This is a genomic window from Pseudomonas sp. FW305-3-2-15-E-TSA4 (genome assembly GCF_058787295.1).
The window spans coordinates 160,381-184,624 of the sequence record NZ_JBYSZP010000008.1; the positions used below are offsets into that span (position 1 = coordinate 160,381).

The window sequence follows — 24,244 nt, forward strand, 5'->3', positions numbered from 1 at the left end:
AATCATCCCTGCCTAGCTATATCAGAAAGCGTTCGCTTAATATGAATCTTCCAATCAGGAATATTTATATTGAACGCGGTTTTAATTTTCGAATTGTCAAGCCTAGAATTTTTTGGCCGAATAGCTTTAGTAGGGTACTCGGAGCTGCCGACAGGGCGAATATCTTCTTCAGTGCACTTTAACTGCACACCCAATTTAAGCGCCTCGGATATTAAATAACGAGCGTACTCGTACCAGCTTGCGTATCCAGATGCAACCAAGTGATAGGTACCACTCAATCTCTCGGAGCTATCACCGCTTAGAATTCGATAAAGACACAACACAGTCGTATCAGCGACCAGAGATGCACAAGTTGGAGCACCGGCTTGATCATCCACTACCGAGAATGAGCTTTTACTCGCTGCCAGACGGAGAATAGTTTTGGCGAAATTTCCACCCCTAGCAGAGTAAACCCAACTCGTTCTAAATAGAAGATAATTGCACCCGCTAGCGATTACCGCCTTCTCACCTAAAGCTTTTGATCTTCCATACGCGCTTAATGGATTAGGAAGATCTGCTTCGATGTAAGGGGATGCAGACTCTCCATCAAAAACATAGTCTGTCGAATAGTGCACGAGCCAAACGCCGTTCGCCGCTGCGTAATCAGCGAGCACTTTCACGAGATGATAATTGATTTTCTGCGCTTCTTGCTCGCAGGACTCTGCTAAGTCCACAGCATTATAGGCAGCCGCATTGACGATAACATCTGGGCGTTCCTGCTCCAGATAAACAGACACAGCTTCCAAATCAGAGAGGTCGACTTTACTGCGATCACAAGCGACCAAGGTTCCAAGCAAAGGTAGGGAGCGCTGTAGCTCCCACCCAACCTGTCCGTTACTTCCAAGCAGCACAATTTTTCTCATACGTACTGCCTGCTTACCCACTCTCGATAAGCACCGCTCGTGACGTTACCTACCCACACCTGGTTGTCGAGGTACCATTCGACAGTCTTTCGAATACCCGTTTCGAAAGTCTCCGCCGGCTTCCAGCCCAATTCACGCTCAAGCTTCCGAGCGTCAATTGCGTAGCGGCGATCGTGGCCTGGACGGTCTGTCACATACGCGATCTGCTGGTTATATGGCTGGCCATCGGCACGTGGGCGCAACTCGTCCAGCAAACTGCAAACAGTGTGTACGATCTCGAGGTTTGGCTTCTCGTTCCATCCGCCAACGTTGTAGGTTTCGCCAACCACCCCAGCTTCCAATACACGACGAATAGCGCTGCAATGGTCTTTGACATAGAGCCAATCACGAATTTGTTGACCGTCGCCATAAACAGGCAATGATTTACCGGCAAGCGCGTTGACGATCATCAACGGGATGAGTTTTTCCGGGAAATGATAAGGCCCGTAGTTATTCGAGCAGTTGGTGGTCAGTACGGGCAAACCATAGGTGTGATGGTAGGCGCGTACCAAGTGGTCACTGGCAGCCTTACTTGCAGAGTAGGGACTATTCGGCTCGTACTGATGAGTTTCGGTGAACGCCGGATCATCTTTAGCCAGCGAGCCATAGACCTCATCAGTGGAAACGTGCAAGAAGCGGAACGCTTCTTTGGCGCCTGACTCGAGCCCGCCCCAATAGGCGCGCACTGCTTCCAGAAGGCGGAAGGTGCCGACGATGTTTGTTTCGATGAAATCTTCCGGACCATGAATAGAGCGGTCGACGTGCGATTCAGCAGCGAAATTCAAGATCGCACGTGGCTTATGCTCGTTCAACAGGCGAGCTATCAGCTCACCATCACCGATATCGCCCTGCACAAATACGTGGCGCACATCTTTGTCCAGACTGGCCAGGCTTTCCAGGTTGCCCGCATAAGTCAGCTTGTCCAGGTTGATCACCTGTTCATCCGACTGCGCCAGCCAGTCCAGTACAAAGTTCGCCCCGATAAAACCGGCCCCGCCGGTGACTAAGATGGTCATAAATTTAGATCTTTTTCAGTAGAACTACGAGAATAAGCCCCAGGTTTCCAAGCAGTGTCTGCCGGTAGATACCAGCCCGCTGGAATCCCAGGATTCTTGAGAAGAGTTTCTGCTTGCGTGCTTTTTTGAAGCGATCCAACGTCACCTGGTGCTCAGGGCTCAGACGATGATGCATTGCTTCGAGCGCTTTGATGATCTGATCATTCCACTTGCTGAACCGGCCCTGGTAAATCAGCGGTATGCGCTTGAGACGCGCAGACCAACCGGAGTTTCCACCAATCAGGTTTTCGTCGTGCTGGCGATACAACAACGCCGGTTCAGGATCGTAATGAACCTCGCCCCCCGCCCCGGAAACAAGCAAATAAGCCCACCAATCGTGACATGGAATATCCACGTCATAGCCTGCCTCAAGCAAAAGCTTTTGGGCCGCCCTATTGAATACCATGGTGTTACCGCCACCAATGCTTTGAACGAGAGCGTTCGAGAAACGTGGTGGAAGGCTAAACCGGGGCGAATACCCAAACGAATCACCTGTTTCACCGATCAGCTCTGTGCGACCACAGTACAACGCAGGGACATCACCGGGGATACCCTGCAGCCAATCAAGTGCCTTCTGGAGTTTGAAATCCTTCCAGATGTCGTCTTGATCAGACCAGGCAAAGAAGTCCGCATCGATATCCGCTCGGCAGGCGAGAGACAGGAAATTGGCTACAAACCCTCTTTTGGGGCCTGTCGCAATGTGGACGCGCTCTGCGCCCACCTTGACTTGAAATGCTTTCAGGATTGCCAGTGTCGCGTCCTGAGAACCATCGTCGGAAACATATAGTTTCCAATTGCGATACGTCTGACGCTCGAGCGAGTCGAGTTGCTCAGCGAGAAATGATGCGCCGTTGTATGTACACATAAGAATTGCGACGTCCGCAAGACGCTCGCCAGCTACCTGGGCGGCATTATCTGTACCAAAACTCTGGCTGGAAACCGTCACAAAATCCCTCTTTGCACGAACCGTCGCCCCGCAAAGAGCGCCATCACTTATAAAAAAGCCAATCAGTATTTGCTTTTGTTCTTAGCAAGCAATGCTACATTCTACATCAATTGATGCAACGCACACTTAAAAAAGCGACGACAGCCACCACCATCAGCGCTTGCCTCGCCCTCACTCTGCAGTGCTTGCGAAAACGAATGCAGTCTGACCGAAACGAGCCGTATCGCCCCACCCCGCACGCCATGCTGACAAAAAAAATCCTGCCTCCCGACCTGAGAATCTGACAGCTTTAAGGGATGGCGAAATGGACAGGCCGCAAGGATGCGGAGGTATGCATCATCTGCGCCTTGTACACCGCATGATGAAACCACCACGGATCACCCGGGAGGCGATCACTGAACTCATAATTATTTTTTAGACTTTCAGCCTTTATTTTTTACCAGCATTTTTAGCCAGCAAACAAAAAAGAATAATACTTTATCGCGCATCCGACGCCGGCAACTCCACGCACTGAACGATAGCCTGAGCATTTGCAAACCATGCAATGGGAGCCAACTCGCTACAAAAGGATCAAACTCCTGCCCCGTTAGTCGAGCAATGAGTTGCACCTGACTGAACCACCAACCATCATGAATAGTTTTGTATCGAGAAATTAAAGACCGAAGCCCCGTATTGGCACCTACTTGATTACGATCGTGCTGCCGATACAGCATAGAAGGCACTGGATCGATATACCAACGATATCCATGACTCCGTGCGTATGCGTAGAAAAACCAATCATGCAGACTCACGCCCTGTAAAGCTTCCCAATTCGCAAGCACCGAAGATTTAATGGACTGCGACAACCTGCTGCTAAAGACATAAGTACAGCCCGGACCAGCCGCCTCAAACAGATAATCCCATTTAACTTGAGACTGAGCTTTATCCAACAAACGCGTCTTACCATCTAACCAGAAAGCAGTGACATTACTGGAATATGCATCAACCTCCTGCCGCCCGAGGCCGACCACAGCGCGCTGCAACTTATCAACGCACCAGATATCATCCTGATCAGCAAAAGCAACAAAATCAAACCCGTCGAATTCAACATCACGAATCAGTCGAAAAAAGTTGCGCGACGCACCACCAAACTTTCCGGCATCGGGCAGTACAATGACATTCGACACTCTCGTTGCCAGCGCCGCACACCAAGCTTCCGTGCCATCAGTGGAAGGATCGATACTAATATATACGCTAACATCCACCCCGGACTGAGCAAAAATCGAAGCAATTTGCTCTTCAATCCACTGCATGCCATTGTAAGCGGCCAACAAGACCGCAACTTTTGGTATTTTCCCTGACATGCCATCCCACTTGTAACGTTAAACTTGAAAACTGAAAACCTCAGACAACAAGCCCGCACTGAAACTTTCCGAAGATTTAAATGCGCATAGCGTATACACACCAGCGAGCTTCAATACCGCTAGCATAGAAGAACGTAAAACGCTGACTTGCAGCTGATCGAAAACGGAGTCATCGCAGCGGGAGATCATGACCACTAAAAATCAACCCGGAGGAGCGCTTCAACCGTTAAGCAACCATTCACACCTTAAGCCTAGCCAGCCCTAGGTGCATTGTCACAACTTAAACAAAACGCTTGCGCGCACGCTTAGCAAAACGCCCCAGAAACCAGGCGAGCATCGGCCCCACAAGCATTCCAATCAGCAATGCCGCGATCACAACGAGGGAGATGGGCAGCTGAGGCACAGACCATCCGAGAAACAACAACGACACTGACTGCTGATTTTCCAGCACGAAAGCCAGGATCACCAGCACCAACAAAAGAACGAAAACACCAAAAAATATACGTTTGAGATTACGCACCTACGCCCCCTTGATAATTAGTAGCGCGGATCAAACGCCTTCCTCCTCTTCCTCATTCACCCGGTCACGCAGCTCCTTGCCCGGCTTGAAATGCGGAACGAATTTGCCGTCGAGACTAACCGACTGACCAGTCTTTGGATTGCGCCCGACGCGCGGCGCACGATAGTGCAGGGAGAAGCTGCCAAACCCACGGATCTCGATGCGATCACCAGTGGCCAGACATTGGGACATTTGTTCAAGCATGGTCTTGATGGCCAGCTCCACATCCTTGGATGAGAGTAGCCCTTGATGGGTGACAATTCGTTCGATCAACTCCGACTTCGTCATATTTTTCCCTTCTTTTTCAAGCAGCTAGATCAGCGCTTGAAAGGTTTTAGCACGCCCGGAAGATTTTGAACAGCCCAGGGATTGACATATCTTCCTTGGCGCCGAAACGCCTGTTTTCAGTGCACAAAAGCACAAGCCGAAGCAGCACACACTCAACGGCACATGACCAGCATGGTTCGAGTGACGTAGCCTGCGGGATTGAAGCCAAACGGATATTCATCTTCATCCTTGGCCTGATCAGATCGGGTGATTACCCTGTAACCCGCGCCCTTGCACTCCTTCGCTGCGCGCTTTTGGCATTTCTCCCACCCCGAACCCAGACCAGAGCAGTCGATCTCGATACCGCTGACGCCACGCACAGCATGCGTTTTGGCACTTGTGGTGCAGCCAGCCAGTACCAACACCGCAATCAAGACAATAAATCTGTTCATCCACTTCCTTATGCCAGGCAACGCCCGACTACTGCACGACTAATACCCAGCTTAGTCGCGAATAGGCGATTGATCCGATTAAAGAAACAGACAACCCGCTGAAGTGATTGGTTTCACCGTAGCCTCGATACACGCAAACCGCGGCGCGCACCGCCACCAAATCGCAGGCACAAAAAAGGGCGACCGAAGTCGCCCTTTTTCATGATCAAGCAGAACTTAGTTCTGTTTGGCCATTGCTTGACGCAGCAGTGCCGCCATAGTGGTGTCAGCTGCTTCACCTTCCGGAGCTGCTTTCAGGCTCTGGATGGCTTCTTTCTCTTCAGCATCGTCTTTCGACTTGATCGAGAGCTGGATTACGCGGCTCTTGCGGTCAACGCTGATGATCTTGGCTTCAACTTCCTGGCCTTCTTTCAGAACGTTGCGCGCGTCTTCAACGCGGTCACGGCTGATTTCAGAGGCTTTCAGGGTTGCTTCGATGTCGTCGGCCAGAACGATGATGGCGCCTTTGGCGTCAACTTCTTTCACGGTACCGGTCACGATAGCGCCCTTGTCGTTAACCGAGACGTACTCGGAGAACGGATCGCTTTCCAGTTGCTTGATGCCCAGAGAGATGCGCTCGCGCTCTGGGTCAACCGACAGGATGACGGTGTCCAGCTCGTCGCCCTTCTTGAAACGACGTACGGCTTCTTCGCCCACTTCGTTCCAGGAGATGTCGGACAGGTGAACCAGACCGTCGATGCCGCCGTCCAGACCAATGAAGATACCGAAATCGGTGATCGACTTGATGGTGCCGGAGATCTTGTCGCCCTTGTTGAACTGGCCAGAGAAGTCTTCCCACGGGTTCGACTTGCACTGCTTGATGCCCAGGGAGATACGACGACGCTCTTCGTCGATGTCCAGAACCATGACTTCCACTTCGTCGCCGACTTGTACGACTTTCGAAGGGTGGATGTTCTTGTTGGTCCAGTCCATTTCCGAAACGTGTACCAGACCTTCAACGCCTTCTTCCAACTCAGCGAAGCAGCCGTAGTCGGTCAGGTTGGTTACACGAGCGGTAACGCGAGTGCCTTCTGGGTAACGGGCTTTGATAGCAACCCATGGATCTTCGCCCAGTTGCTTCAGGCCCAGGGAAACACGGTTGCGTTCGCGATCGTATTTCAGAACCTTGACGTCGATTTCGTCACCAACGTTGACGATTTCGGAAGGATGCTTGATACGCTTCCACGCCATGTCGGTGATGTGCAGCAGGCCGTCCACGCCACCCAGATCGACGAATGCGCCGTAATCGGTGAGGTTTTTGACGATACCTTTGACTTGCTGGCCTTCCTGCAGGGATTCCAGCAGAGCTTCACGCTCGGCGGAGTTCTCGGCTTCCAGGACGCTGCGACGGGAAACGACAACGTTGTTGCGCTTCTGGTCCAGCTTGATGACCTTGAATTCCAGCTCTTTGCCTTCCAGGTGCGTGGTGTCGCGCACTGGACGGACGTCAACCAGGGAACCTGGCAGGAACGCACGGATGCCGTTAACGTCGACAGTGAAGCCGCCTTTAACCTTACCGTTGATAACGCCCTTGACCACTTCCTCAGCTGCGAAGGCTGCTTCCAGAACGATCCAGCATTCAGCGCGCTTGGCTTTTTCACGGGACAGCTTGGTTTCACCGAAACCGTCTTCAACCGAGTCCAGAGCAACGTGAACTTCGTCACCGACATTGATAGTCAGGTCGCCAGCGTCGTTGTAGAACTGTTCCAGCGGGATGAGTGCTTCAGACTTCAGGCCAGCGTGAACGGTTACCCAGCGAGCCTGGTAATCGATATCAACGATAACACCGGTGATGATGGAGCCTGCCTGAAGGTTCAGGGTCTTTAGGCTTTCTTCAAAGAGTTCCGCAAAGCTTTCGCTCATTTTAATTCCTGTAGATGAGGGCGAAGAATACGCCCATCTCCACACCCCAGACGGTGTGGGTTAGTTTCATTTAAAAGAAGCGCTGCAGGACTATGACTGGTCCCCTGCGGCCTTCTTGGTCACCCGGCGATATCGCGAATGGCGATCTCGCTCATGATGCGTTCAAGCACCTGATCGATGGACAACTCCGTGGAATCCAGCTGTATCGCATCAGCCGCCGGCTTGAGCGGGGCTACTGCGCGCTGGGTATCACGCTCGTCGCGTGCACGGATCTCATCTAGCAGACTCGACAGACTAACACCCTCGACTTTGCCCTTCAACTGCAAATATCGGCGGCGCGCCCGTTCCTCGGCACTGGCAGTGAGGAAAATCTTCAGCGGCGCATCCGGAAAAACCACTGTGCCCATGTCGCGACCGTCGGCCACCAGGCCCGGCGCTTCCTGGAAAGCACGCTGGCGCTGCAGCAGCGCCTCGCGTACCGCCGGCAATGCGGCCACCTGAGAAGCGCCGGAGCCGACGCTTTCAGTACGGATGACGTCGCTGACTTCATCGCCTTCCAGAATGATGCGCTGCAGTTGACCGTCGGTCGCCGCGATGAACTGCACATCCAGATGAGCGGCCAGTTTCTTCAGCAGCTCTTCATTGGTCAGGTCGACACCATGGTTGTGCGCAGCGAACGCCAGCAGGCGATACAGCGCACCGGAATCCAGCAGATTCCAGCCCAGACGCTTGGCCAGGATCCCGGCGACCGTGCCCTTGCCCGAACCGCTTGGCCCATCGATGGTGATGACCGGTGCAATGTTTTTCACGACTGAGCCTCTTGAGCCACGCGAATGCCGACCTGCGCGCACAGCGCGAGGAAGTTCGGGAATGACGTCGCGACGTTGGCGCAATCATGGATGCGGATCGGTGCAGTGGCGCGCAGCGAAGCGACGCTGAAAGCCATGGCGATACGGTGATCACCGTGACCATGCACTTCCCCGCCACCGATCTGGCCGCCATCAATGATGATGCCGTCCGGAGTCGGCTGGCACTTGACGCCCAGCGCCAGCAAGCCGTCCGCCATGACTTGAATGCGATCCGATTCCTTGACCCGCAGCTCTTCGGCACCGGTCAGCACGGTACGACCTTCGGCACACGCCGCCGCCACGAACAGCACCGGGAATTCGTCGATGGCCAGTGGCACCAACGCTTCCGGAATCTCGATACCCTTGAGTTTAGCAGCGCGCACGCGCAGGTCAGCCACTGGCTCGCCGCCAACTTCACGCTGGTTTTCCAGAGTGATGTCCGCGCCCATCAGACGCAGAATGTCGATGACGCCGGTACGGGTCGGGTTGATGCCAACGTGCTCCAGCACCAGCTCGGAACCTTCGGCGATTGACGCCGCCACCAGGAAGAACGCCGACGACGAGATGTCGCCCGGCACTTCAATATGGGTCGCCGTCAGCTTGCCGCCAGACTCGACCGACGCGGTGGCGCCATCGACGCTCACCGGGTAGCCGAAACCACGCAGCATGCGTTCGGTATGGTCACGAGTCGGCGCCGGCTCGGTCACGGTGGTCTTGCCTTCCGCGTACAGACCCGCCAGCAGCAGGCAGGACTTCACCTGAGCACTGGCCATCGGCATGGTGTAGGTCAGACCTTTGAGCTTGTGCCCGCCACGAATGGTCATCGGCGGACGACCTTCGGCAGCGGTTTCGATCACGGCGCCCATTTCACGCAGCGGATTGGCCACACGATTCATCGGACGCTTGGACAGCGACGCATCGCCGGTCAGTGTGCTGTCGAAGTTCTGCGCCGCCAGCAGGCCGGACAACAGGCGCATCGAGGTGCCGGAGTTGCCCAGATAGATCGGACCCGGCGCAGGCTTCAGACCGTGCAGGCCGACGCCGTGAATGGTCACACGACCGTGGTGCGGGCCTTCGATGACCACGCCCATGTCGCGAAATGCCTGCAAGGTCGCCAGGGCATCTTCGCCCTCGAGGAAACCTTCAACCTCGGTCACGCCTTCGGCCAGCGAGCCGAGCATGATCGAGCGGTGGGAAATCGATTTGTCACCTGGTACGCGAATCCGACCGGACAGGCGGCCACCAGGTTGAGCCAGGAAAATCAGATCGTTGGAATTCATAGCGTCCACATAGGCCCTGCGGGCCAGGATTTTACTGAAATGCTCGCGGGCAACCCGGGCGCGCGTGAAGACGCCCAACAATTGGTGCCCATCCCCTGCATCGACCGCGTCGCGCAAGGCGTCGAGGTCGCTGCGAAATGTATCGAGTGTGCGCAGGACAGCCTCGCGGTTGGCGAGGAAGATGTCGTGCCACATCACCGGGTCGCTTCCGGCGATTCTTGTGAAATCGCGGAAACCGCCCGCAGCGTAACGGAAGATCTCAAGGTTTTCATTGCGTTTGGCCAACGAGTCGACCAGACCGAAGGCCAGCAGGTGCGGCAGATGACTGGTCGCGGCCAACACTTCATCGTGGCGCTCGACCTGCATGTGCTCGACGTCGGCACCCAGTTCGCGCCACAAGCGATCAACCACCGCCAGTGCGGCCGGGTCGGTCTGCTCGAGCGGCGTCAAAATCACCTTGTGCCGACGGAACAGCTCAGAGTTGGAAGCTTCCACCCCGCTCTGCTCGGAGCCGGCAATTGGATGGCCCGGCACGAAGCGCGCCGGCATACCACCGAACGCCTCGGTCGCCGCGCGCACCACATTGCCCTTGGCGCTGCCGACATCGGTCAGAATCGCCTGGCCCAGATCAACACTCGCCAGACGCGCGAGCACCTTCTCCATAGCCAGAATCGGCACTGCCAGTTGAATCACGTCGGCACCCTGACACGCAGCGATCAGGTCTTCTTCGCAACGGTCCACCACACCCAACTCGACCGCCAGCTTGCGCGATTGCGGGTCGAGATCGACCCCGACCACCTCGCGGCAGAGACCGCTTTCACGCAAGCCTTTGGCAAACGAACCACCGATCAAGCCCAGACCGACCACTACAAGGCGACCGATCATAGGTGCAGCAGATTGCAGAGCAGTGACATCACCCACGAGCCAGAACCTTACGCAGCGCTTCGAGGAAGCGGCTGTTTTCCGCCGGCAGACCGATGGTCACCCGCAGGTGGTTCGGCATCCCGTAATTGGCCACCGGACGCACAATCACGCCTTCACGCAGCAGCCCCTGGAAAATCGGCGCGGCTACCTGACCGAGATCGACGCAGATGAAGTTGCCTTTGGACTCGATCCAGCTCAGACCCAACTCACGGAACCCCGCCTGCAACTGCTGCATGCCGGATTCGTTGAGCTGACGGCTTTGCGCCAGATACTCTTCGTCTTTCAGCGCCGCACAGGCCGCGGCCAGGGCCAGGCTGTTGACGTTGAACGGCTGGCGCACGCGGTTCAGCACGTCCGCTACTACCGCAGTGGACAGGCCATAACCGACGCGCAGCGCCGCCAGACCGTAGGCCTTGGAGAACGTGCGCGATACCAGCAGATTCGGGTACGCCGCGAGGAAGTCCAGACCGTCCGGCAGATCACTGCCTTCGGCGTATTCGATGTACGCCTCGTCCAGCACCACCAGGACGTGCTCCGGCACGTCCTGCAGGAACTCGTCCAGCGCTTCGGCGCCGAACCAGGTACCGGTCGGGTTGTTCGGATTGGCGATGAATACCACGCGGGTGTTGGCGTCGATGGCCGCAAGCATCGCAGACAGGTCATGCCCCCAGTCTTTGGCCGGAACCACTTTGGCCTGCGCACCGACAGCCTGGGTGGCGATCGGGTAGACGGCGAACGCATGCTCGCTGAACACGGCGTTCAGGCCCGGCGCCAGATAGGCGCGCGCCACCAGCTCAAGAATATCGTTGGAGCCGTTGCCCAGGGTCACCTGGTTCAGCTCGACGCGGCACCGCTCGGCCAACAGCGATTTCAGCGCGAAGCCGTTGCCGTCCGGATAGCGGGTCAGCTCGGCCAGTTCTTCGCGGATCGCCGCCAAGGCTTTCGGACTGGCGCCCAGCGGATTTTCGTTGCTTGCCAGTTTGACGATTTTCGCCGGATCCAGATCCAGCTCGCGCGCCAGTTCGTCCACAGGCTTGCCCGGAACGTACGGCGAAAGTTGTTGCACGCCCGGCTGTGCCAGAGCGAGGAAGTTGCCACTCATTTGCTACCGCCCCTTAGAGAACTGCTTTCGGGTAGGAACCCAGCACTTTGAGTGCTACTGCTTCCTGACTGATCTTTTCCAGCACACCTTTGATCAGCGGATCACGGTGATGGCCGACGAAGTCGATGAAGAACACGTAGGTCCATTTGCCGCTGCGCGACGGACGGGTTTCGATCCGGGTCAGGTCGATCCCGTTGTCATGGAACGGCACCAGCAGCTCGTGAAGCGCGCCAGGCTTGTTGCTCATCGAGACGATGATCGAAGTCTTGTCGTCGCCGGTCGGCGGCACTTCCTGGTTACCGATCATCAGGAAGCGCGTCGAGTTGTCCGGACGGTCTTCGATCTTCTCGGCCAGACGTGTCAGGCCGTACAAGCCTGCGGCCATGTCACCGGCAATCGCCGCCGAATTCCACTCACCCTTGACCCGCTTCGCCGCTTCAGCGTTGCTCGACACCGCCACACGCTCGACATTCGGGTAATGCGCGTCCAGCCACTTGCGGCACTGGGCCAGCGACTGCGCGTGGGAGTAGATGCGGCTGATGCTGTCGGTCTTGGTGTTTTCACCAACCAACAGGTGATGGTGAATGCGCAGCTCGACTTCGCCACAGATCACCATGTCGTGCTCGAGGAAGCTGTCGAGGGTGTGATTGACCGCGCCTTCGGTGGAGTTTTCCACCGGCACCACGCCAAAGTTCACCGCACCCGCCGCCACTTCACGGAACACTTCGTCGATTGCCGCCATCGGCTTGCTGATCACCGCGTGACCGAAGTGCTTCATGGCCGCCGCCTGGGTGAAGGTGCCCTCAGGGCCGAGGTAAGCCACTTTTAGCGGCTGCTCGAGCGCCAGGCACGAAGACATGATTTCGCGGAACAACCGCGCCATCTCTTCGTTACCCAACGGCCCCTGATTGCGCTCCATCACCCGCTTGAGCACCTGAGCCTCACGCTCGGGACGATAGAACACCGGCACTTCGCCTTCGGCCAGCGAGGCCATCTTTACTCGCGCAACTTCCTGGGCGCAGCGGGCGCGTTCGCTGATCAGCTCGAGGACCTTGCTGTCCAGAGCGTCAATGCGAACGCGCAGTGCCTTGAGTTCTTGCTCGGACATCAGCCGTGTTCCTTCTCGAATTCAGCCATGTACGCCACCAGCGCGTTGACGGCGTTGATGTCGACGGCGTTGTAGATGGAGGCGCGCATGCCGCCCACGGAGCGGTGGCCCTTGAGGTTGAGCAGGCCGCGCTCGTCGGCACCGGCGAGGAACGGCTTGTCCAGGCGATCGTCAGCCAGACGGAATGGCACGTTCATCCACGAGCGGTCCGACTTGTTGATCGGGTTGCTATAGAGGCCGCTGGCGTCGATGAAGTCGTACAGCGTGCGCTGCTTGACGTCATTGAGCTTGGCGATCGCTTCGACGCCGCCCTGCTCTTTCAGCCACTGGAACACCAGGCCGGACAGGTACCAGGCCAGGGTCGGCGGGGTGTTGTACATCGAGCCGTTATCGGCCGCGACCTTGTAGTTGAGCATGGTCGGGCACAGCGAACGCGCCTTGCCCAGCAGGTCTTCGCGGATGATGTTGACGACAATACCGCTCGGGCCGATGTTCTTCTGTGCGCCGGCGTAGATCATGCCGAAACGCGAGATGTCGACCGGACGCGAGAGGATGTCCGAGGACATATCGGCGACCAGCGGCACATCACCGGTTTCCGGGATCCACTGGAATTCCAGACCGCCGATGGTTTCGTTCGGCGCGTAGTGAACGTAAGCGGCGTCTTTCGACAGATTCCACTCGTTCTGGCCCGGAATGGCGAAATAGTCGTAAGGCTTGGCGGTGGCGGCAACGTTGACGTGGCCGTAGCGCGAGGCTTCTTCGATGGCTTTCTGCGACCAGATACCGGTGTCGATATAGTCGGCACTGCCGCCTTCAGGCAACAGGTTCAGCGGAATCTGCGCAAACTGCTGGCTGGCGCCACCCTGCAGGAACAGCACTTTATAGTTCGACGGGATATTCAGCAGGTCACGCAGGTCCTGCTCGGCCTGGGTGGCAATGGACACGAACTCATCGCTGCGATGGCTCATTTCCATGACCGACAGACCCTTGCCATGCCAATCAAGGAGTTCACCCTGGGCACGTTGCAGGACAGCTTCAGGAAGCGCCGCAGGACCGGCACAGAAGTTATAGGCTCGCTTGCTCACATCCAATCTCGCTCTGATTTGGTGGTATCACGCAATAAATCACACTACCGATCAACACAGCCCTGTGGGAGCGAGCCTGCTCGCGAATGCATCACCGCGGTGGGTCAGAGGTACCGCAGCGCCTGCATTCGCGAGCAGGCTCGCTCCCACAGGGGATCTCCATGATGTCGAAATTTCATACCGGACAAATAACAAGGGGGCGAATTTTCATCCGCCCCCTCGCTTGTCCGCTTATTCCTGCGACTCTTCGTCAGCTGCGGCGTCGAGTTGCTGGTCCTCGGCAACGTCGTCGATCACGACATCCCCCTCGAACCCGGCACCCTCTTCACCTTCAAGCTCATCGCCTTCGACTTCCGACGGCTCCTGAACCCGCTCCAGACCGACCAGGGTTTCATCCTTGGCCAGTTTGATCAGGGTCACGCCCTGGGTGTTACGGCCCAGGCTCGACACTTCGTCGACACGGGTGCGCACCAGAGTGCCCTGATCGGAGATCAGCATGATTTCTTCGCCGTCGAGCACCTGAACCGCACCGACCAGTCGGCCGTTACGCTCGTTGCTGACCATGGCGATCACGCCCTGGCCGCCACGCTTGTACTCAGGGAACTCGGTGATCGCGGTGCGCTTGCCATAACCACGCTCGGAAGCGGTGAGGATCTGGCTGCCTTCTTCCGGGATCAGCATCGAAATCAGCTTCTGCCCTTCCGGCAGACGCATGCCGCGCACACCACGTGCGGTACGGCCCATGGCACGCACGTCAGACTCTTTGAAGCGCGTGACTTTGCCGCCGTCGGAGAACAGCATCACTTCGCGCTCGCCATCGGTGATGGCCGCAGAGATCAGCACATCGCCTTCGTCCAGCTCCAGCGCGATCAGACCGACGCTGCGCTGACGGCTGAAGGATTCCAGCGGGGTCTTCTTCACGGTGCCGTTGGCGGTCGCCATGAAGATGTAGTGACCTTCGGTGTATTCCTCGACCGGCAGCATGGTGGTGATGTATTCACCATCATCCAGCGGCAGCAGGTTGACCAGCGGGCGACCACGGGCGGCACGGGACGCTTCCGGAATTTCGTAAGTCTTCAGCCAGTACACCTTGCCTTTGCTGGAGAACAGCAGCAGCGTGGTGTGACTGTTGGCTACCAGCAGGTGAGCGATGTAGTCCTCATCCTTGACGCCGGTCGCCGATTTGCCTTTGCCGCCACGGCGCTGAGCCTGGTACGCAGCCAGCGGCTGAGTCTTGGCGTAGCCACCGTGGGAGATGGTCACGACGCGCTCTTCTTCCGGGATCATGTCGCCCAGGGTCAGGTCGAGACGCGCATCGAGAATCTCGGTGCGACGCACGTCGCCGTATTCGGCGCGGATCACTTCCAGCTCTTCGCGGATCACTTCCATCAGGCGCACGGCGCTGTTGAGGATGCGGATCAGCTCGCCGATCTGGTTGAGGATCTCTTGATACTCGGCCAGCAGCTTCTCGTGCTCCAGACCGGTCAGACGGTGCAGACGCAGTTCCAGAATGGCTTGCGCCTGCTCTGGCGACAGGAAGTACTTGCCTTCACGCAGACCGTACTGCGGATCGAGGTTCTCCGGACGGCACGAATCGGCGCCGGCACGTTCAACCATCGCGACTACGGCGCTGGATTCCCAAGGGGTGCTGACCAGCGCTTCCTTGGCTTCCGACGGGGTCGGCGACGCCTTGATCAGGGCGATCACCGGGTCGATGTTCGACAGGGCAACGGCCTGACCTTCGAGGATATGACCACGCTCGCGGGCCTTGCGCAGTTCGAATACGGTACGACGGGTGACCACTTCGCGACGGTGACGGACGAAGGCTTCCAGCAGATCCTTGAGGTTCAGGATGCGCGGACGGCCGTCGATCAGCGCGACGATGTTGATGCCGAATACCGATTGCAGCTGGGTCTGGGCGTAGAGGTTGTTGAGGATCACCTCAGGCACTTCGCCGCGACGCAGTTCGATCACGACGCGCATACCGTCCTTGTCGGACTCGTCGCGCAGCTCGGTGATGCCTTCAAGCTTCTTCTCTTTGACCAGCTCGGCGATCTTCTCGATCAGACGCGCCTTGTTCAGCTGATACGGGAGTTCGGTAATGACGATCTGCTGACGGCCACCGACCTTGTCGATGTCTTCGATGATCGAACGGGCACGCATGTAAATGCGGCCGCGACCGGTGCGGTAGGCTTCGATGATGCCGGCACGACCGTTGATGATCGCGGCCGTCGGGAAGTCCGGACCAGGGATGTATTGCATCAGCTCATCGACGGTCAGCTCGGGATTGTCGATGAGGGCCAGGCAACCGTCGATGACTTCACCGAGGTTGTGCGGCGGAATGTTGGTTGCCATGCCCACGGCGATACCGCTGGAACCGTTGACCAGCAGGTTGGGGATGCGCGTCGGCATCACCGCCGGGATCATTTCGGTGCCGTCGTAGTTCGGCACCCAGTCCACGGTTTCTTTATGCAGGTCAGCCAGCAGCTCGTGCGCCAGCTTGGTCATGCGCACTTCGGTGTATCGCATGGCCGCGGCGTTGTCGCCGTCCACCGAACCGAAGTTGCCCTGACCGTCAACCAGCAGGTAGCGCAGGGAGAAAGGCTGAGCCATGCGGACGATGGTGTCGTACACCGCGGTATCACCGTGCGGGTGATACTTACCGATCACGTCACCGACAACACGGGCAGATTTCTTGTACGGCTTGTTGAAGTCGTTGCCCAGCTCGCTCATCGCGAACAGTACGCGACGGTGCACGGGCTTGAGGCCATCGCGCGCATCCGGCAGTGCACGGCCGACGATTACGCTCATCGCGTAGTCGAGGTAGGACTGTTTCAGCTCGTCTTCGATATTGACCGGGAGGATTTCTTTGGCCAGTTCGCCCATGAGAAGCCTGATTCCTTTTTCTGGTGAAACTTCGTCATATCCATATGGGATGTACGAAGCTCGTCGGGGCAGGCTGAGTGCCATGCGCCGACTTACGACAAATCAACAAATCGAACCGTGGATTTGCGCAGTAAAGACAGCTCCGTGAAGCTGCCTCGGAAAACGCCGGATGTTATCACAAGAGCCGCCACGCACCTATCCCCCAGATGCGCATGGAGCATAGTTAGTTGACCGATGACAGGCGTAAAGGGGACGAGAGAGGCTCAGAGCCTCTTTGAATACAGTTTTGAGGTCAGGTTTTGCGATGTTTATTGACTTTTAGGGCCCCATCGCTGGTAAGCCAGCTCCCACAGGGTCAGCGGCGAGCACAGAACCTGTGGGAGCTGGCTTGCCAGCGAAGGCGTCCTTGCAGACGCCAAAGCCAATCAATGCAGGCGCTTGCGGCACATCAACTGAGCCATTTTCGCTGTATCCGGCCGCTCGACGATGCCTTTTTCAGTGACGATCGCATCGATCAGATCCGCCGGCGTCACGTCGAACACCGGGTTGAACGCCTCGACATCGGCCCCCACGCGCTTGCCACCCACCTCCAGCAACTCGGCGCCGTCACGCTCCTCGATCGGAATGTCGTCGCCACTGGCCAGATGCATGTCGATGGTCGAACTCGGCGCCACCACCATGAAACGCACGCCGTGGTGCATGGCGTTGACCGCCAGTTGATAGGTGCCGATCTTGTTCGCCACGTCGCCATTGGCAGTGATGCGGTCAGCGCCGACGATCACCCAGGTCACGCCTTTGGTCTTCATGATGTGCGCAGCCGCCGAGTCGGCATTCAGCGTCACCGGGATGCCTTCGTTCGCCAGCTCCCAGGCCGTCAGGCGTGAACCCTGCAGCCATGGTCGGGTTTCATCGGCATAAACCCGCTCGACCATGCCTTCCAGGTACGCCGCACGAATCACCCCCAGCGCGGTACCGAAACCACCGGTGGCCAGAGCACCAGTGTTGCAGTGGGTCAGGATCGCCTGGGCATTGCCCTGATGTTTGCGGATCAGATCGACGCCGAGCTGGGCCATGGTCAGGTTGGCTTCGCGGTCGCTTTCATGAATGGCAATGGCTTCGGCTTCCAGCGCCACCAGCGGATCGGCATTGTCCTTCAGACGATCGAGCCGATCGTGCATGCGATTCAACGCCCAGAACAGGTTGACCGCCGTCGGGCGGGAATCCGCCAGCAGGGCGAAATCCTCTTCCAGCGCCGCGTACCAGTCGCCGCCTTCAGCCACGCGGGCGCGGGCCGCCAGCACAATGCCATAGGCCGCGCTGATGCCGATGGCCGGTGCGCCACGCACCACCATCGAACGAATCGCCTCAGCCACACCGGCAGCGCTGGTGTAGGCAATCCACGTTTCCTCGAACGGCAAAATACGCTGATCCAGCAGGTGGAGCGCGCCATCTCGCCAATCGATGGCCTTTACTTTCTCCGCAGCCAACAGTCGATCGCGCATCCCTCACCCCGCACTCATGAACAAAAGCCGCCGATTATAGCGATCCCCCCGCGAAGACGCTCGGGTATACTTCGCCATCCTTTACAAAAGCACTGGAACCGACCCTCGATGCCGAAACCTGCCATTGCGCTCGACTTATTATTGCTGCCGACCTGGCTGGTACCCGTCGAACCTGCAGGCGTTGTGCTCAAGGAGCATGGCCTGGGCATTCGCGACGGTCGCATCGTGTTTATCGGCCCGCGCGCCGAAGCATTGAAGTGTAACGCCACTGAAGTCCGCGAATTGCCGGACGTGCTGCTCAGCCCCGGCCTGATCAACGCTCACGGGCATGCGGCGATGACCCTGTTCCGTGGCCTGGCCGACGATCTGCCGCTGATGACCTGGCTGGAAAACCACATCTGGCCGGCCGAAGCCAAATGGGTCGATGAAGAGTTCGTCCGTGATGGCACTGACTTGGCGATTGCCGAGCAGATCAAGGGCGGCATCAGCTGTTTCTCGGACATGTACTTCTTCCCGAAAGTCGCCAGTGAGCGCGTGCACAATAGCGGCATTCGCGCGCAGATCGCGATTCCGATCCTCGATTTCCCGATCCCCGGCGCCAGCAGCGCCGATGAGGCGATTCGTCAGGGCGTCGAGCTGTTCGGCGATCTGAAGCATCACGAACGGATCAAAATCACCTTCGGCCCCCATGCACCCTACACCGTGGGCGACGAGAACCTGGAAAAAATCCGCGTGATCGCCGAAGAGCTGGACGCGTCGATCCACATGCACGTCCACGAGACCGCCTTCGAAGTCCAGCAATCGCTGGAGCATCGCGGCGAGCGGCCACTGGCCCGCCTCGGTCGTCTCGGCCTGCTCGGCCCGCGCTTCCAGGCGGTGCACATGACCCAGATCAGCGATGACGATCTGGCATTGCTGGTAGAAAGCAACACCAGCGTGATCCACTGCCCGGAATCGAACCTGAAGCTGGCCAGCGGGTTCTGCCCGGTGGAGCGCCTGTGGCAGGCTGGCGTGAACGTCGCCGTCGGCACCGATGGCGCGGCGAGCAACAACGACCTTGACCTGCTCGGCGAAACCCGCACTGCCGCGCTGCTGGCCAAAGCCGTCGCCGGCTCGGCCACCGCGCTGGACGCCCATCGTGCGCTGCGCATGGCCACGCTCAACGGCGCACGGGCCTTGGGCATCGAGGCGCAGGTCGGTTCGCTGGAGATCGGCAAGGCTGCGGACATTGTCGCTTTCGACCTGTCCGGCCTGGCTCAGCAACCGGTCTATGACCCGGTGTCGCAGCTTATTTATGCCACCGGCCGCGACTGCGTGAAACACCTGTGGGTCGCCGGTAAACAGTTACTCGACGACCGGCGCCTGACCCGTCTGGATGAACAACAGCTGGGCGTTACCGCCCGGGCCTGGGGCCAGCGCATCAGCGGCCACACCGAATCGTAAACACCGCGGAGCAGACTCCGCGGCTACAGCCCTTTTCAAGTTTTTCGAGGAATAGATCATGAGCAACGTCGACCACGCCGAAATCGCCAAATTCGAAGCCCTGGCCCATCGCTGGTGGGACCGTGAAAGCGAGTTCAAACCGCTGCACGACATCAACCCGCTGCGCGTCAACTGGATTGACGAGCGAGTCAATCTGGCCGGCAAGAAAGTTCTCGACGTCGGTTGCGGCGGCGGCATCCTCAGCGAAGCCATGGCCCAGCGCGGCGCCACTGTCATGGGCATCGACATGGGCGAAGCGCCACTGGCGGTCGCGCAACTGCATCAGCTGGAGTCCGGGGTCAGCGTCGAATACCGGCAGATCACCGCCGAAGCCCTGGCTGAAGAAATGCCCGAGCAGTTTGACGTCGTAACCTGCCTGGAAATGCTGGAGCACGTACCGGACCCGTCGTCGGTGATCCGCGCCTGCTACCGCATGGTCAAGCCCGGCGGCCAGGTGTTCTTTTCGACCATCAACCGCAACCCGAAGGCGTACCTGTTCGCCATCATCGGCGCCGAATACATCATGAAGCTGCTGCCGCGCGGCACCCACGACTTCAAGAAATTCATCCGCCCGTCCGAGTTGGGCGCCTGGAGCCGCATCGCCGGCCTGACCGTCAAGGACATCATCGGCCTGACCTACAACCCGCTGACCAAGCACTACAAGCTGGCCAGCGACGTTGACGTCAACTACATGATCCAGACCCTGCGCGAGGAGTAAGCCGATGGCCATCAGAGCAGTCCTTTTCGACATGGACGGCACCCTGCTCGACACCGCGCCGGACTTCATCGCCATCTGTCAGGCGATGCGCGCGGATCGCGGCTTGCCGCCGATGAACGACAAGCACATCCGCGACGAAATCTCCGGCGGTGCCAAAGCGATGGTCGCGGTGACGTTCTCGATGGACCCGGAATCGCCGGGCTTCGAGGAGCTGCGTCAGGAATTCCTCGAGCGTTATCTGGCCGGTTGCGCGGTACACAGCAAGCTGTTCGATGGCATGGGCGAGCTGTTGGCCGACATCGAGCGGGCCAACCTGATCTGGGGCGTGGTCACCAACAAACCGGTACGCTTTGCCGAGCCGATCATGCAGCAACTGGGGTTGGCCGAGCGCTCGGCGCTGCTGATCTGCCCGGATCACGTGAAAAACAGCAAACCGGACCCGGAGCCGCTGATCCTCGCGTTCAAAATGCTTGATCTGGATCCGTCGACGGTTTTGTTTGTGGGCGATGATCTGCGCGATATCGAGTCGGGCCGCGATGCCGGCACCAAAACCTGTGCCGTGACCTATGGCTATATCCACCCGGACGATAACCCGCGGCACTGGGGCGCGGATGTGGTGGTGGATCATCCGCTGGAGTTGCGCAAGGTGCTCGACAGCGCGCTGTGCAGCTGCTGAAAACGGCCTTTGTGGCGAGGGGATTTATCCCCGATGGGTTGCGAAGCAGCCCCCGCATTCAGGTCGATTCGCCATGCAGGTTTACGACTGCTTCGCAGCCGGTCGGGGATAAATCCCCTCACCACAAGGAAGCAGGTCTTCATGAATGGATTGTGAGGTTTTTATGTTTGATTACACCGCCCGCCCCGAATTGCTCAAGGATCGGGTCATTCTGGTCACCGGTGCCGGTCGTGGCATCGGTGCGGCTGCCGCGAAAACCTACGCCGCCCACGGCGCCACCGTGCTACTGCTGGGCAAGACCGAAGCCAATCTGACTCAGGTCTACGACGAGATCGAAGCCGCGGGGCATCCACAACCGGCAGTGATCCCGTTCAACCTCGAGACCGCCCTGCCCCATCAATACGATGAGCTGGCGGCGATGATCGAGAGCGAGTTCGGCCACCTCGACGGCTTGCTGCACAACGCCTCGATCATCGGGCCGCGCACGCCGATCGAGCAGCTGTCGGGCGAAAACTTCATGCGTGTCATGCAAGTCAACGTCAATGCCATGTTCATGCTGACCAGCACCCTGCTGCCGCTGCTCAAGCTGTCGCAGGATGCCTCGGTGGTGTTCACCTCCAGCAGCGTCGGGCGCAAGGGCCGGGCCTACTGGGGCGCTTACGGAGTATCGAAGTTCGCCACCGAAGGCTTGATGCAAACCCTGGCCGATGAAGTCGATGGCGTGGCACCCGTGCGCTCCAACAGCATCAACCCGGGCGGCACGCGTACCAGCATGCGTGCACAGGCCTATCCGGGAGAAAACCCGCTGAACAATCCGACCCCGGAAGAGATCATGCCGGTGTACCTGTACCTGATGGGCCCGGACAGCACGGGCATCAATGGCCAGGCATTCAACGCGCAATAACTGCCATACGTCGCTTTTGTTGCCGTGGCGGATTACCGTCGCGGCACACAATTGCCGCTTCCCACCGTCACACCTCAGTCAAATATCCGCCACCCGCCCTCAAAGCAAAAAGCCATCCTGTTGATTCATAAAGGTTTTAATAAACCTGAACCGAATGGCACGACTTTCGCTCTAATTCTCCTCAAAGCATGCCGTGTGAAGGCACTGGGGCAAGGCCGATTTCGATAGCTGACTAATCGTCATCAGGCAGACTAAACTTACGCCAAATGTCCTACGGGACTGATGGATCAGTATGACGCGCAGCCCATAGCCGCTCTCACCCAGCCTGTAAGACAGACTTACTGCTTAGGGGCTCACGCCATATGAAATCACCTTCCCAGACCAATGCAATTGACTTTGACAGTGCCAAATTGCAACGCCTGGGCTTTGGTCAGCTGCCTCCGCTTCTGGAACGCTCGGCCAGCCTGGCGCAATTGCGCCAGCAAATAAGCCTGCAACTGCAAACCAGTCTTGAGCCGCAACGAATCCTCGGTCTGTTTTTCCGCGAAGTTCAGCGTCTTGTGCCGCTGGATGCCTTGAGCTACGTGCATTCGGGCAGCGACTTGCGCCTGGAGTTCGGTGCCCGCGGTCACCATTCGGTCAGCTACAGCCTCAGCCACGAAGGCGAGCACCTGGGTGAACTGGTCTTCCGCCGCAACCAGCGCTTCAGCGAGCAGGATCAGGGCAACCTCGAATCGCTGCTGTCGTCGCTGCTGTTTCCGATGCGCAACGCCCTGCTCTACCGCGCCGCAACGCAAAGTGCGCTGCGCGACCCGTTGACCGGAACCGGCAACCGGATCGCCATGGAGCAGACCCTGCAACGCGAGATCGACATGTCACGCCGGCACCTGCAACCGTTGTCGGTGCTGATGCTCGACATCGACCACTTCAAACGGGTCAACGACAGCCATGGCCACAGTGCCGGGGATGACGTGCTCAAAGCGGTGGCAGCGTCGATCAAGGGCCAACTGCGTAACGTCGACATGGTGTTTCGCTATGGCGGGGAAGAATTTCTGATCTTGCTGTGCAACACCGGCCGGGAAGCGGCAGCGATGGTCGGCGAGCGTCTGCGCCATGCCGCGCAGACTGCAGAGTATTTCGCGGACGGCAAACTGATCGACCTGACTGTCAGCCTTGGCTGTTCGACGCTGTTGCCGGGGGAATCGGCCGACAGCCTGCTGCGCCGGGCCGACAGTGCGCTGTATGTGGCCAAGCGCGAAGGGCGTAATCGATTGGCAATGGCGGGCTGAGTCCTTCCAGACACCCAAAAACCACTGTGGGAGCGGGCTTGCTCGCGAAAGCGGTGTGCCAGTCAAACAATTGCTGACTGACACACCGCTTTCGCGAGCAAGCCCGCTCCCACATTTGCTTTGGCGTTTTGCCGAGAATCAGCTCTCTACAAGTGCCCGGCGTTCACGCCCGTGCAACGCCCGCTCGGCGGTTTCCAGTTGCATGCAACGCTCCAGAAACAGGTACATATAGTCGTAGCTCTTGCACACCGCTTGGCGCAACTCGGTCTGCAGCGCCTGGCTCGGGTTCATGCCCGCCAGCGTGCAGATGATTTCCAGCGCCTCCCACGGGTGCGCGTCGTCATATTGGGCGTGCATCTTCAGCCACTTCATCGCGCGCTTGCGCTCTTCTTCCGGGAACGCCGCCGCGTACACGCCAGTGGAACAAACCAGCGCTGACCACTCCCCGGTCGCGCCCTCGATGGCGTAGTTGGTCGCAGCGATGGCGACGATCAGCGAATCCGCCGAACTCGTATGCCAGCACCAGTGACTCAATGCATGCAGTTCCGGCGGTACTTGCTGGGCCTGCAGATCCTCCAGGCTGACGCCATGCGCGCGACTCCAGTTCAGCCAGTAGTCGGCATGATTGAGTTCGACGCGGATGTTGCGCATCAGCCAGCGGCGCGCCATGTCCTCCCCAGGATGGCGGGCAAACTTGGTTTTGGTCAGGTTCTGCGCCATATACAACGCAAACTGTTCAACTACTGGCCAGCCCCCGATCAAGTACTGGCGCATGGTTTTGGCGCTGAGCTTGTTATCGCGCATGCGCAGGTACAGTTCATGTTCGACAACCCGGCGCTTGCTCTCGCTGCAATCTGCAATGAGCTGTTGTGCCCAGGCAGGATAACTTGCAGCTTCCATGAGTGGTCCGGTTCGGTTGAATGTGTCGATCACTGTTCGGCTCCTTTTGATTTGTGATTGTAAGGATCGGCAAGA

21 protein-coding genes are annotated in these 24,244 nt (G+C 58.2%); 5 read left to right on the forward strand and 16 right to left on the reverse strand.

The genetic code is table 11. From position 1 onward, the window contains the following. Window positions 1-2 precede the first annotated feature (2 nt). The 15 genes from rfbD to mtnA all read right to left on the reverse strand — a co-directional run bounded on the left by rfbD (window position 3) and on the right by mtnA (window position 18,200). Complete coding sequence (gene rfbD, locus AC3WMV_RS13340) at window positions 3-902, reverse strand: dTDP-4-dehydrorhamnose reductase (protein WP_103368352.1); 900 nt, start codon at window positions 900-902, stop codon at window positions 3-5. After that, window positions 899-1,957 (reverse strand): dTDP-glucose 4,6-dehydratase, encoded by a 1,059-nt coding sequence (gene rfbB, locus AC3WMV_RS13345; protein WP_103368353.1) that lies wholly within the window; start codon window positions 1,955-1,957, stop codon window positions 899-901. Before rfbB ends, rfbD begins: the two co-directional genes overlap by 4 nt. 4 nt (window positions 1,958-1,961) lie before the next feature. Beyond that, window positions 1,962-2,942 (reverse strand): glycosyltransferase family 2 protein, encoded by a 981-nt coding sequence (locus AC3WMV_RS13350; RefSeq protein WP_256584932.1) that lies wholly within the window; start codon window positions 2,940-2,942, stop codon window positions 1,962-1,964. Window positions 2,943-3,364: 422 nt separating this feature from the next. Next, window positions 3,365-4,285, reverse strand: a complete 921-nt coding sequence (locus AC3WMV_RS13355; protein ID WP_103368354.1) for a glycosyltransferase — start codon at window positions 4,283-4,285, stop codon at window positions 3,365-3,367. 280 nt (window positions 4,286-4,565) lie between these two features. After that, on the reverse strand, window positions 4,566-4,805 hold the full coding sequence (locus AC3WMV_RS13360; protein WP_103368355.1) for a LapA family protein: 240 nt from the start codon (window positions 4,803-4,805) through the stop codon (window positions 4,566-4,568). 30 nt (window positions 4,806-4,835) lie between these two features. Then, a complete protein-coding gene (gene ihfB, locus AC3WMV_RS13365; protein ID WP_003189779.1) occupies window positions 4,836-5,132 on the reverse strand; it encodes an integration host factor subunit beta in 297 nt (98 codons plus the stop codon). A gap of 152 nt (window positions 5,133-5,284) precedes the next feature. Next, window positions 5,285-5,563 (reverse strand): hypothetical protein, encoded by a 279-nt coding sequence (locus AC3WMV_RS13370; RefSeq protein ID WP_027612423.1) that lies wholly within the window; start codon window positions 5,561-5,563, stop codon window positions 5,285-5,287. Between the two features lie 216 nt (window positions 5,564-5,779). Beyond that, window positions 5,780-7,465, reverse strand: a complete 1,686-nt coding sequence (gene rpsA / locus AC3WMV_RS13375) for a 30S ribosomal protein S1 (protein ID WP_027612422.1) — start codon at window positions 7,463-7,465, stop codon at window positions 5,780-5,782. Between the two features lie 119 nt (window positions 7,466-7,584). Next, window positions 7,585-8,274 carry a (d)CMP kinase gene (gene cmk / locus AC3WMV_RS13380; protein ID WP_015093983.1) on the reverse strand — a complete coding sequence of 230 codons (690 nt, stop codon included), beginning with the start codon at window positions 8,272-8,274 and terminating at the stop codon, window positions 7,585-7,587. Then, on the reverse strand, window positions 8,271-10,478 hold the full coding sequence (locus AC3WMV_RS13385; protein ID WP_256584933.1) for a bifunctional prephenate dehydrogenase/3-phosphoshikimate 1-carboxyvinyltransferase: 2,208 nt from the start codon (window positions 10,476-10,478) through the stop codon (window positions 8,271-8,273). The genes cmk and AC3WMV_RS13385 overlap by 4 nt, the downstream gene beginning before the upstream one ends. 28 nt (window positions 10,479-10,506) lie before the next feature. Beyond that, a complete protein-coding gene (gene hisC, locus AC3WMV_RS13390; RefSeq protein ID WP_103368357.1) occupies window positions 10,507-11,619 on the reverse strand; it encodes a histidinol-phosphate transaminase in 1,113 nt (370 codons plus the stop codon). Window positions 11,620-11,632: 13 nt separating this feature from the next. Continuing rightward, window positions 11,633-12,727, reverse strand: coding sequence for a prephenate dehydratase (pheA, locus tag AC3WMV_RS13395; RefSeq protein ID WP_003226907.1), 1,095 nt, complete (start codon window positions 12,725-12,727; stop codon window positions 11,633-11,635). Beyond that, entirely contained in the window at window positions 12,727-13,812 is a 1,086-nt protein-coding gene (serC, locus tag AC3WMV_RS13400; protein WP_027612419.1) for a 3-phosphoserine/phosphohydroxythreonine transaminase, read from the reverse strand. Before serC ends, pheA begins: the two co-directional genes overlap by 1 nt. 231 nt (window positions 13,813-14,043) lie before the next feature. Then, window positions 14,044-16,698 (reverse strand): DNA gyrase subunit A, encoded by a 2,655-nt coding sequence (gyrA, locus tag AC3WMV_RS13405; protein WP_103368358.1) that lies wholly within the window; start codon window positions 16,696-16,698, stop codon window positions 14,044-14,046. 425 nt (window positions 16,699-17,123) lie between these two features. Then, entirely contained in the window at window positions 17,124-18,200 is a 1,077-nt protein-coding gene (gene mtnA, locus AC3WMV_RS13410; protein ID WP_096794920.1) for an S-methyl-5-thioribose-1-phosphate isomerase, read from the reverse strand. A 108-nt stretch (window positions 18,201-18,308) separates the two neighbouring features. Between mtnA and AC3WMV_RS13415 the strand changes: the two genes are divergently transcribed. The 5 genes from AC3WMV_RS13415 to AC3WMV_RS13435 all read left to right on the forward strand — a co-directional run bounded on the left by AC3WMV_RS13415 (window position 18,309) and on the right by AC3WMV_RS13435 (window position 23,269). Then, entirely contained in the window at window positions 18,309-19,643 is a 1,335-nt protein-coding gene (locus tag AC3WMV_RS13415) for a TRZ/ATZ family hydrolase (RefSeq protein ID WP_103368359.1), read from the forward strand. A 58-nt stretch (window positions 19,644-19,701) separates the two neighbouring features. Beyond that, window positions 19,702-20,400, forward strand: a complete 699-nt coding sequence (gene ubiG / locus AC3WMV_RS13420) for a bifunctional 2-polyprenyl-6-hydroxyphenol methylase/3-demethylubiquinol 3-O-methyltransferase UbiG (protein ID WP_096794918.1) — start codon at window positions 19,702-19,704, stop codon at window positions 20,398-20,400. 4 nt (window positions 20,401-20,404) lie between these two features. Continuing rightward, window positions 20,405-21,076, forward strand: coding sequence for an N-acetylmuramic acid 6-phosphate phosphatase MupP (gene mupP / locus AC3WMV_RS13425; RefSeq protein ID WP_103368360.1), 672 nt, complete (start codon window positions 20,405-20,407; stop codon window positions 21,074-21,076). 163 nt (window positions 21,077-21,239) lie between these two features. After that, window positions 21,240-21,980: a YciK family oxidoreductase gene (locus AC3WMV_RS13430; RefSeq protein ID WP_103368361.1), complete on the forward strand. Its 741-nt coding sequence runs from the start codon at window positions 21,240-21,242 to the stop codon at window positions 21,978-21,980. Between the two features lie 362 nt (window positions 21,981-22,342). Further along, window positions 22,343-23,269 (forward strand): GGDEF domain-containing protein, encoded by a 927-nt coding sequence (locus AC3WMV_RS13435; protein WP_103368362.1) that lies wholly within the window; start codon window positions 22,343-22,345, stop codon window positions 23,267-23,269. A gap of 138 nt (window positions 23,270-23,407) precedes the next feature. On the opposite strand, the gene AC3WMV_RS13440 is transcribed toward AC3WMV_RS13435, so the two are convergent. Then, a complete protein-coding gene (locus AC3WMV_RS13440; protein WP_219738016.1) occupies window positions 23,408-24,169 on the reverse strand; it encodes an iron-containing redox enzyme family protein in 762 nt (253 codons plus the stop codon). Between the last annotated feature and the right edge of the window lie 75 nt (window positions 24,170-24,244).

Coding starts and splice junctions, on each gene's coding strand:
- AC3WMV_RS13415 (WP_103368359.1), top strand. CDS start 18,309: ATGCCGAAACCTGCCATTGCGCTCGACTTATTATTGCTGCCGACCTGG.
- rfbD (WP_103368352.1), bottom strand. CDS start 902: ATGAGAAAAATTGTGCTGCTTGGAAGTAACGGACAGGTTGGGTGGGAG.
- pheA (WP_003226907.1), bottom strand. CDS start 12,727: ATGTCCGAGCAAGAACTCAAGGCACTGCGCGTTCGCATTGACGCTCTG.
- AC3WMV_RS13370 (WP_027612423.1), bottom strand. CDS start 5,563: ATGAACAGATTTATTGTCTTGATTGCGGTGTTGGTACTGGCTGGCTGC.
- rpsA (WP_027612422.1), bottom strand. CDS start 7,465: ATGAGCGAAAGCTTTGCGGAACTCTTTGAAGAAAGCCTAAAGACCCTG.
- AC3WMV_RS13385 (WP_256584933.1), bottom strand. CDS start 10,478: ATGATCGGTCGCCTTGTAGTGGTCGGTCTGGGCTTGATCGGTGGTTCG.
- AC3WMV_RS13440 (WP_219738016.1), bottom strand. CDS start 24,169: ATGGAAGCTGCAAGTTATCCTGCCTGGGCACAACAGCTCATTGCAGAT.
- rfbB (WP_103368353.1), bottom strand. CDS start 1,957: ATGACCATCTTAGTCACCGGCGGGGCCGGTTTTATCGGGGCGAACTTT.
- ubiG (WP_096794918.1), top strand. CDS start 19,702: ATGAGCAACGTCGACCACGCCGAAATCGCCAAATTCGAAGCCCTGGCC.
- AC3WMV_RS13355 (WP_103368354.1), bottom strand. CDS start 4,285: ATGTCAGGGAAAATACCAAAAGTTGCGGTCTTGTTGGCCGCTTACAAT.
- ihfB (WP_003189779.1), bottom strand. CDS start 5,132: ATGACGAAGTCGGAGTTGATCGAACGAATTGTCACCCATCAAGGGCTA.
- mupP (WP_103368360.1), top strand. CDS start 20,405: ATGGCCATCAGAGCAGTCCTTTTCGACATGGACGGCACCCTGCTCGAC.
- gyrA (WP_103368358.1), bottom strand. CDS start 16,698: ATGGGCGAACTGGCCAAAGAAATCCTCCCGGTCAATATCGAAGACGAG.
- mtnA (WP_096794920.1), bottom strand. CDS start 18,200: ATGCGCGATCGACTGTTGGCTGCGGAGAAAGTAAAGGCCATCGATTGG.
- AC3WMV_RS13435 (WP_103368362.1), top strand. CDS start 22,343: ATGAAATCACCTTCCCAGACCAATGCAATTGACTTTGACAGTGCCAAA.
- hisC (WP_103368357.1), bottom strand. CDS start 11,619: ATGAGTGGCAACTTCCTCGCTCTGGCACAGCCGGGCGTGCAACAACTT.
- AC3WMV_RS13430 (WP_103368361.1), top strand. CDS start 21,240: ATGTTTGATTACACCGCCCGCCCCGAATTGCTCAAGGATCGGGTCATT.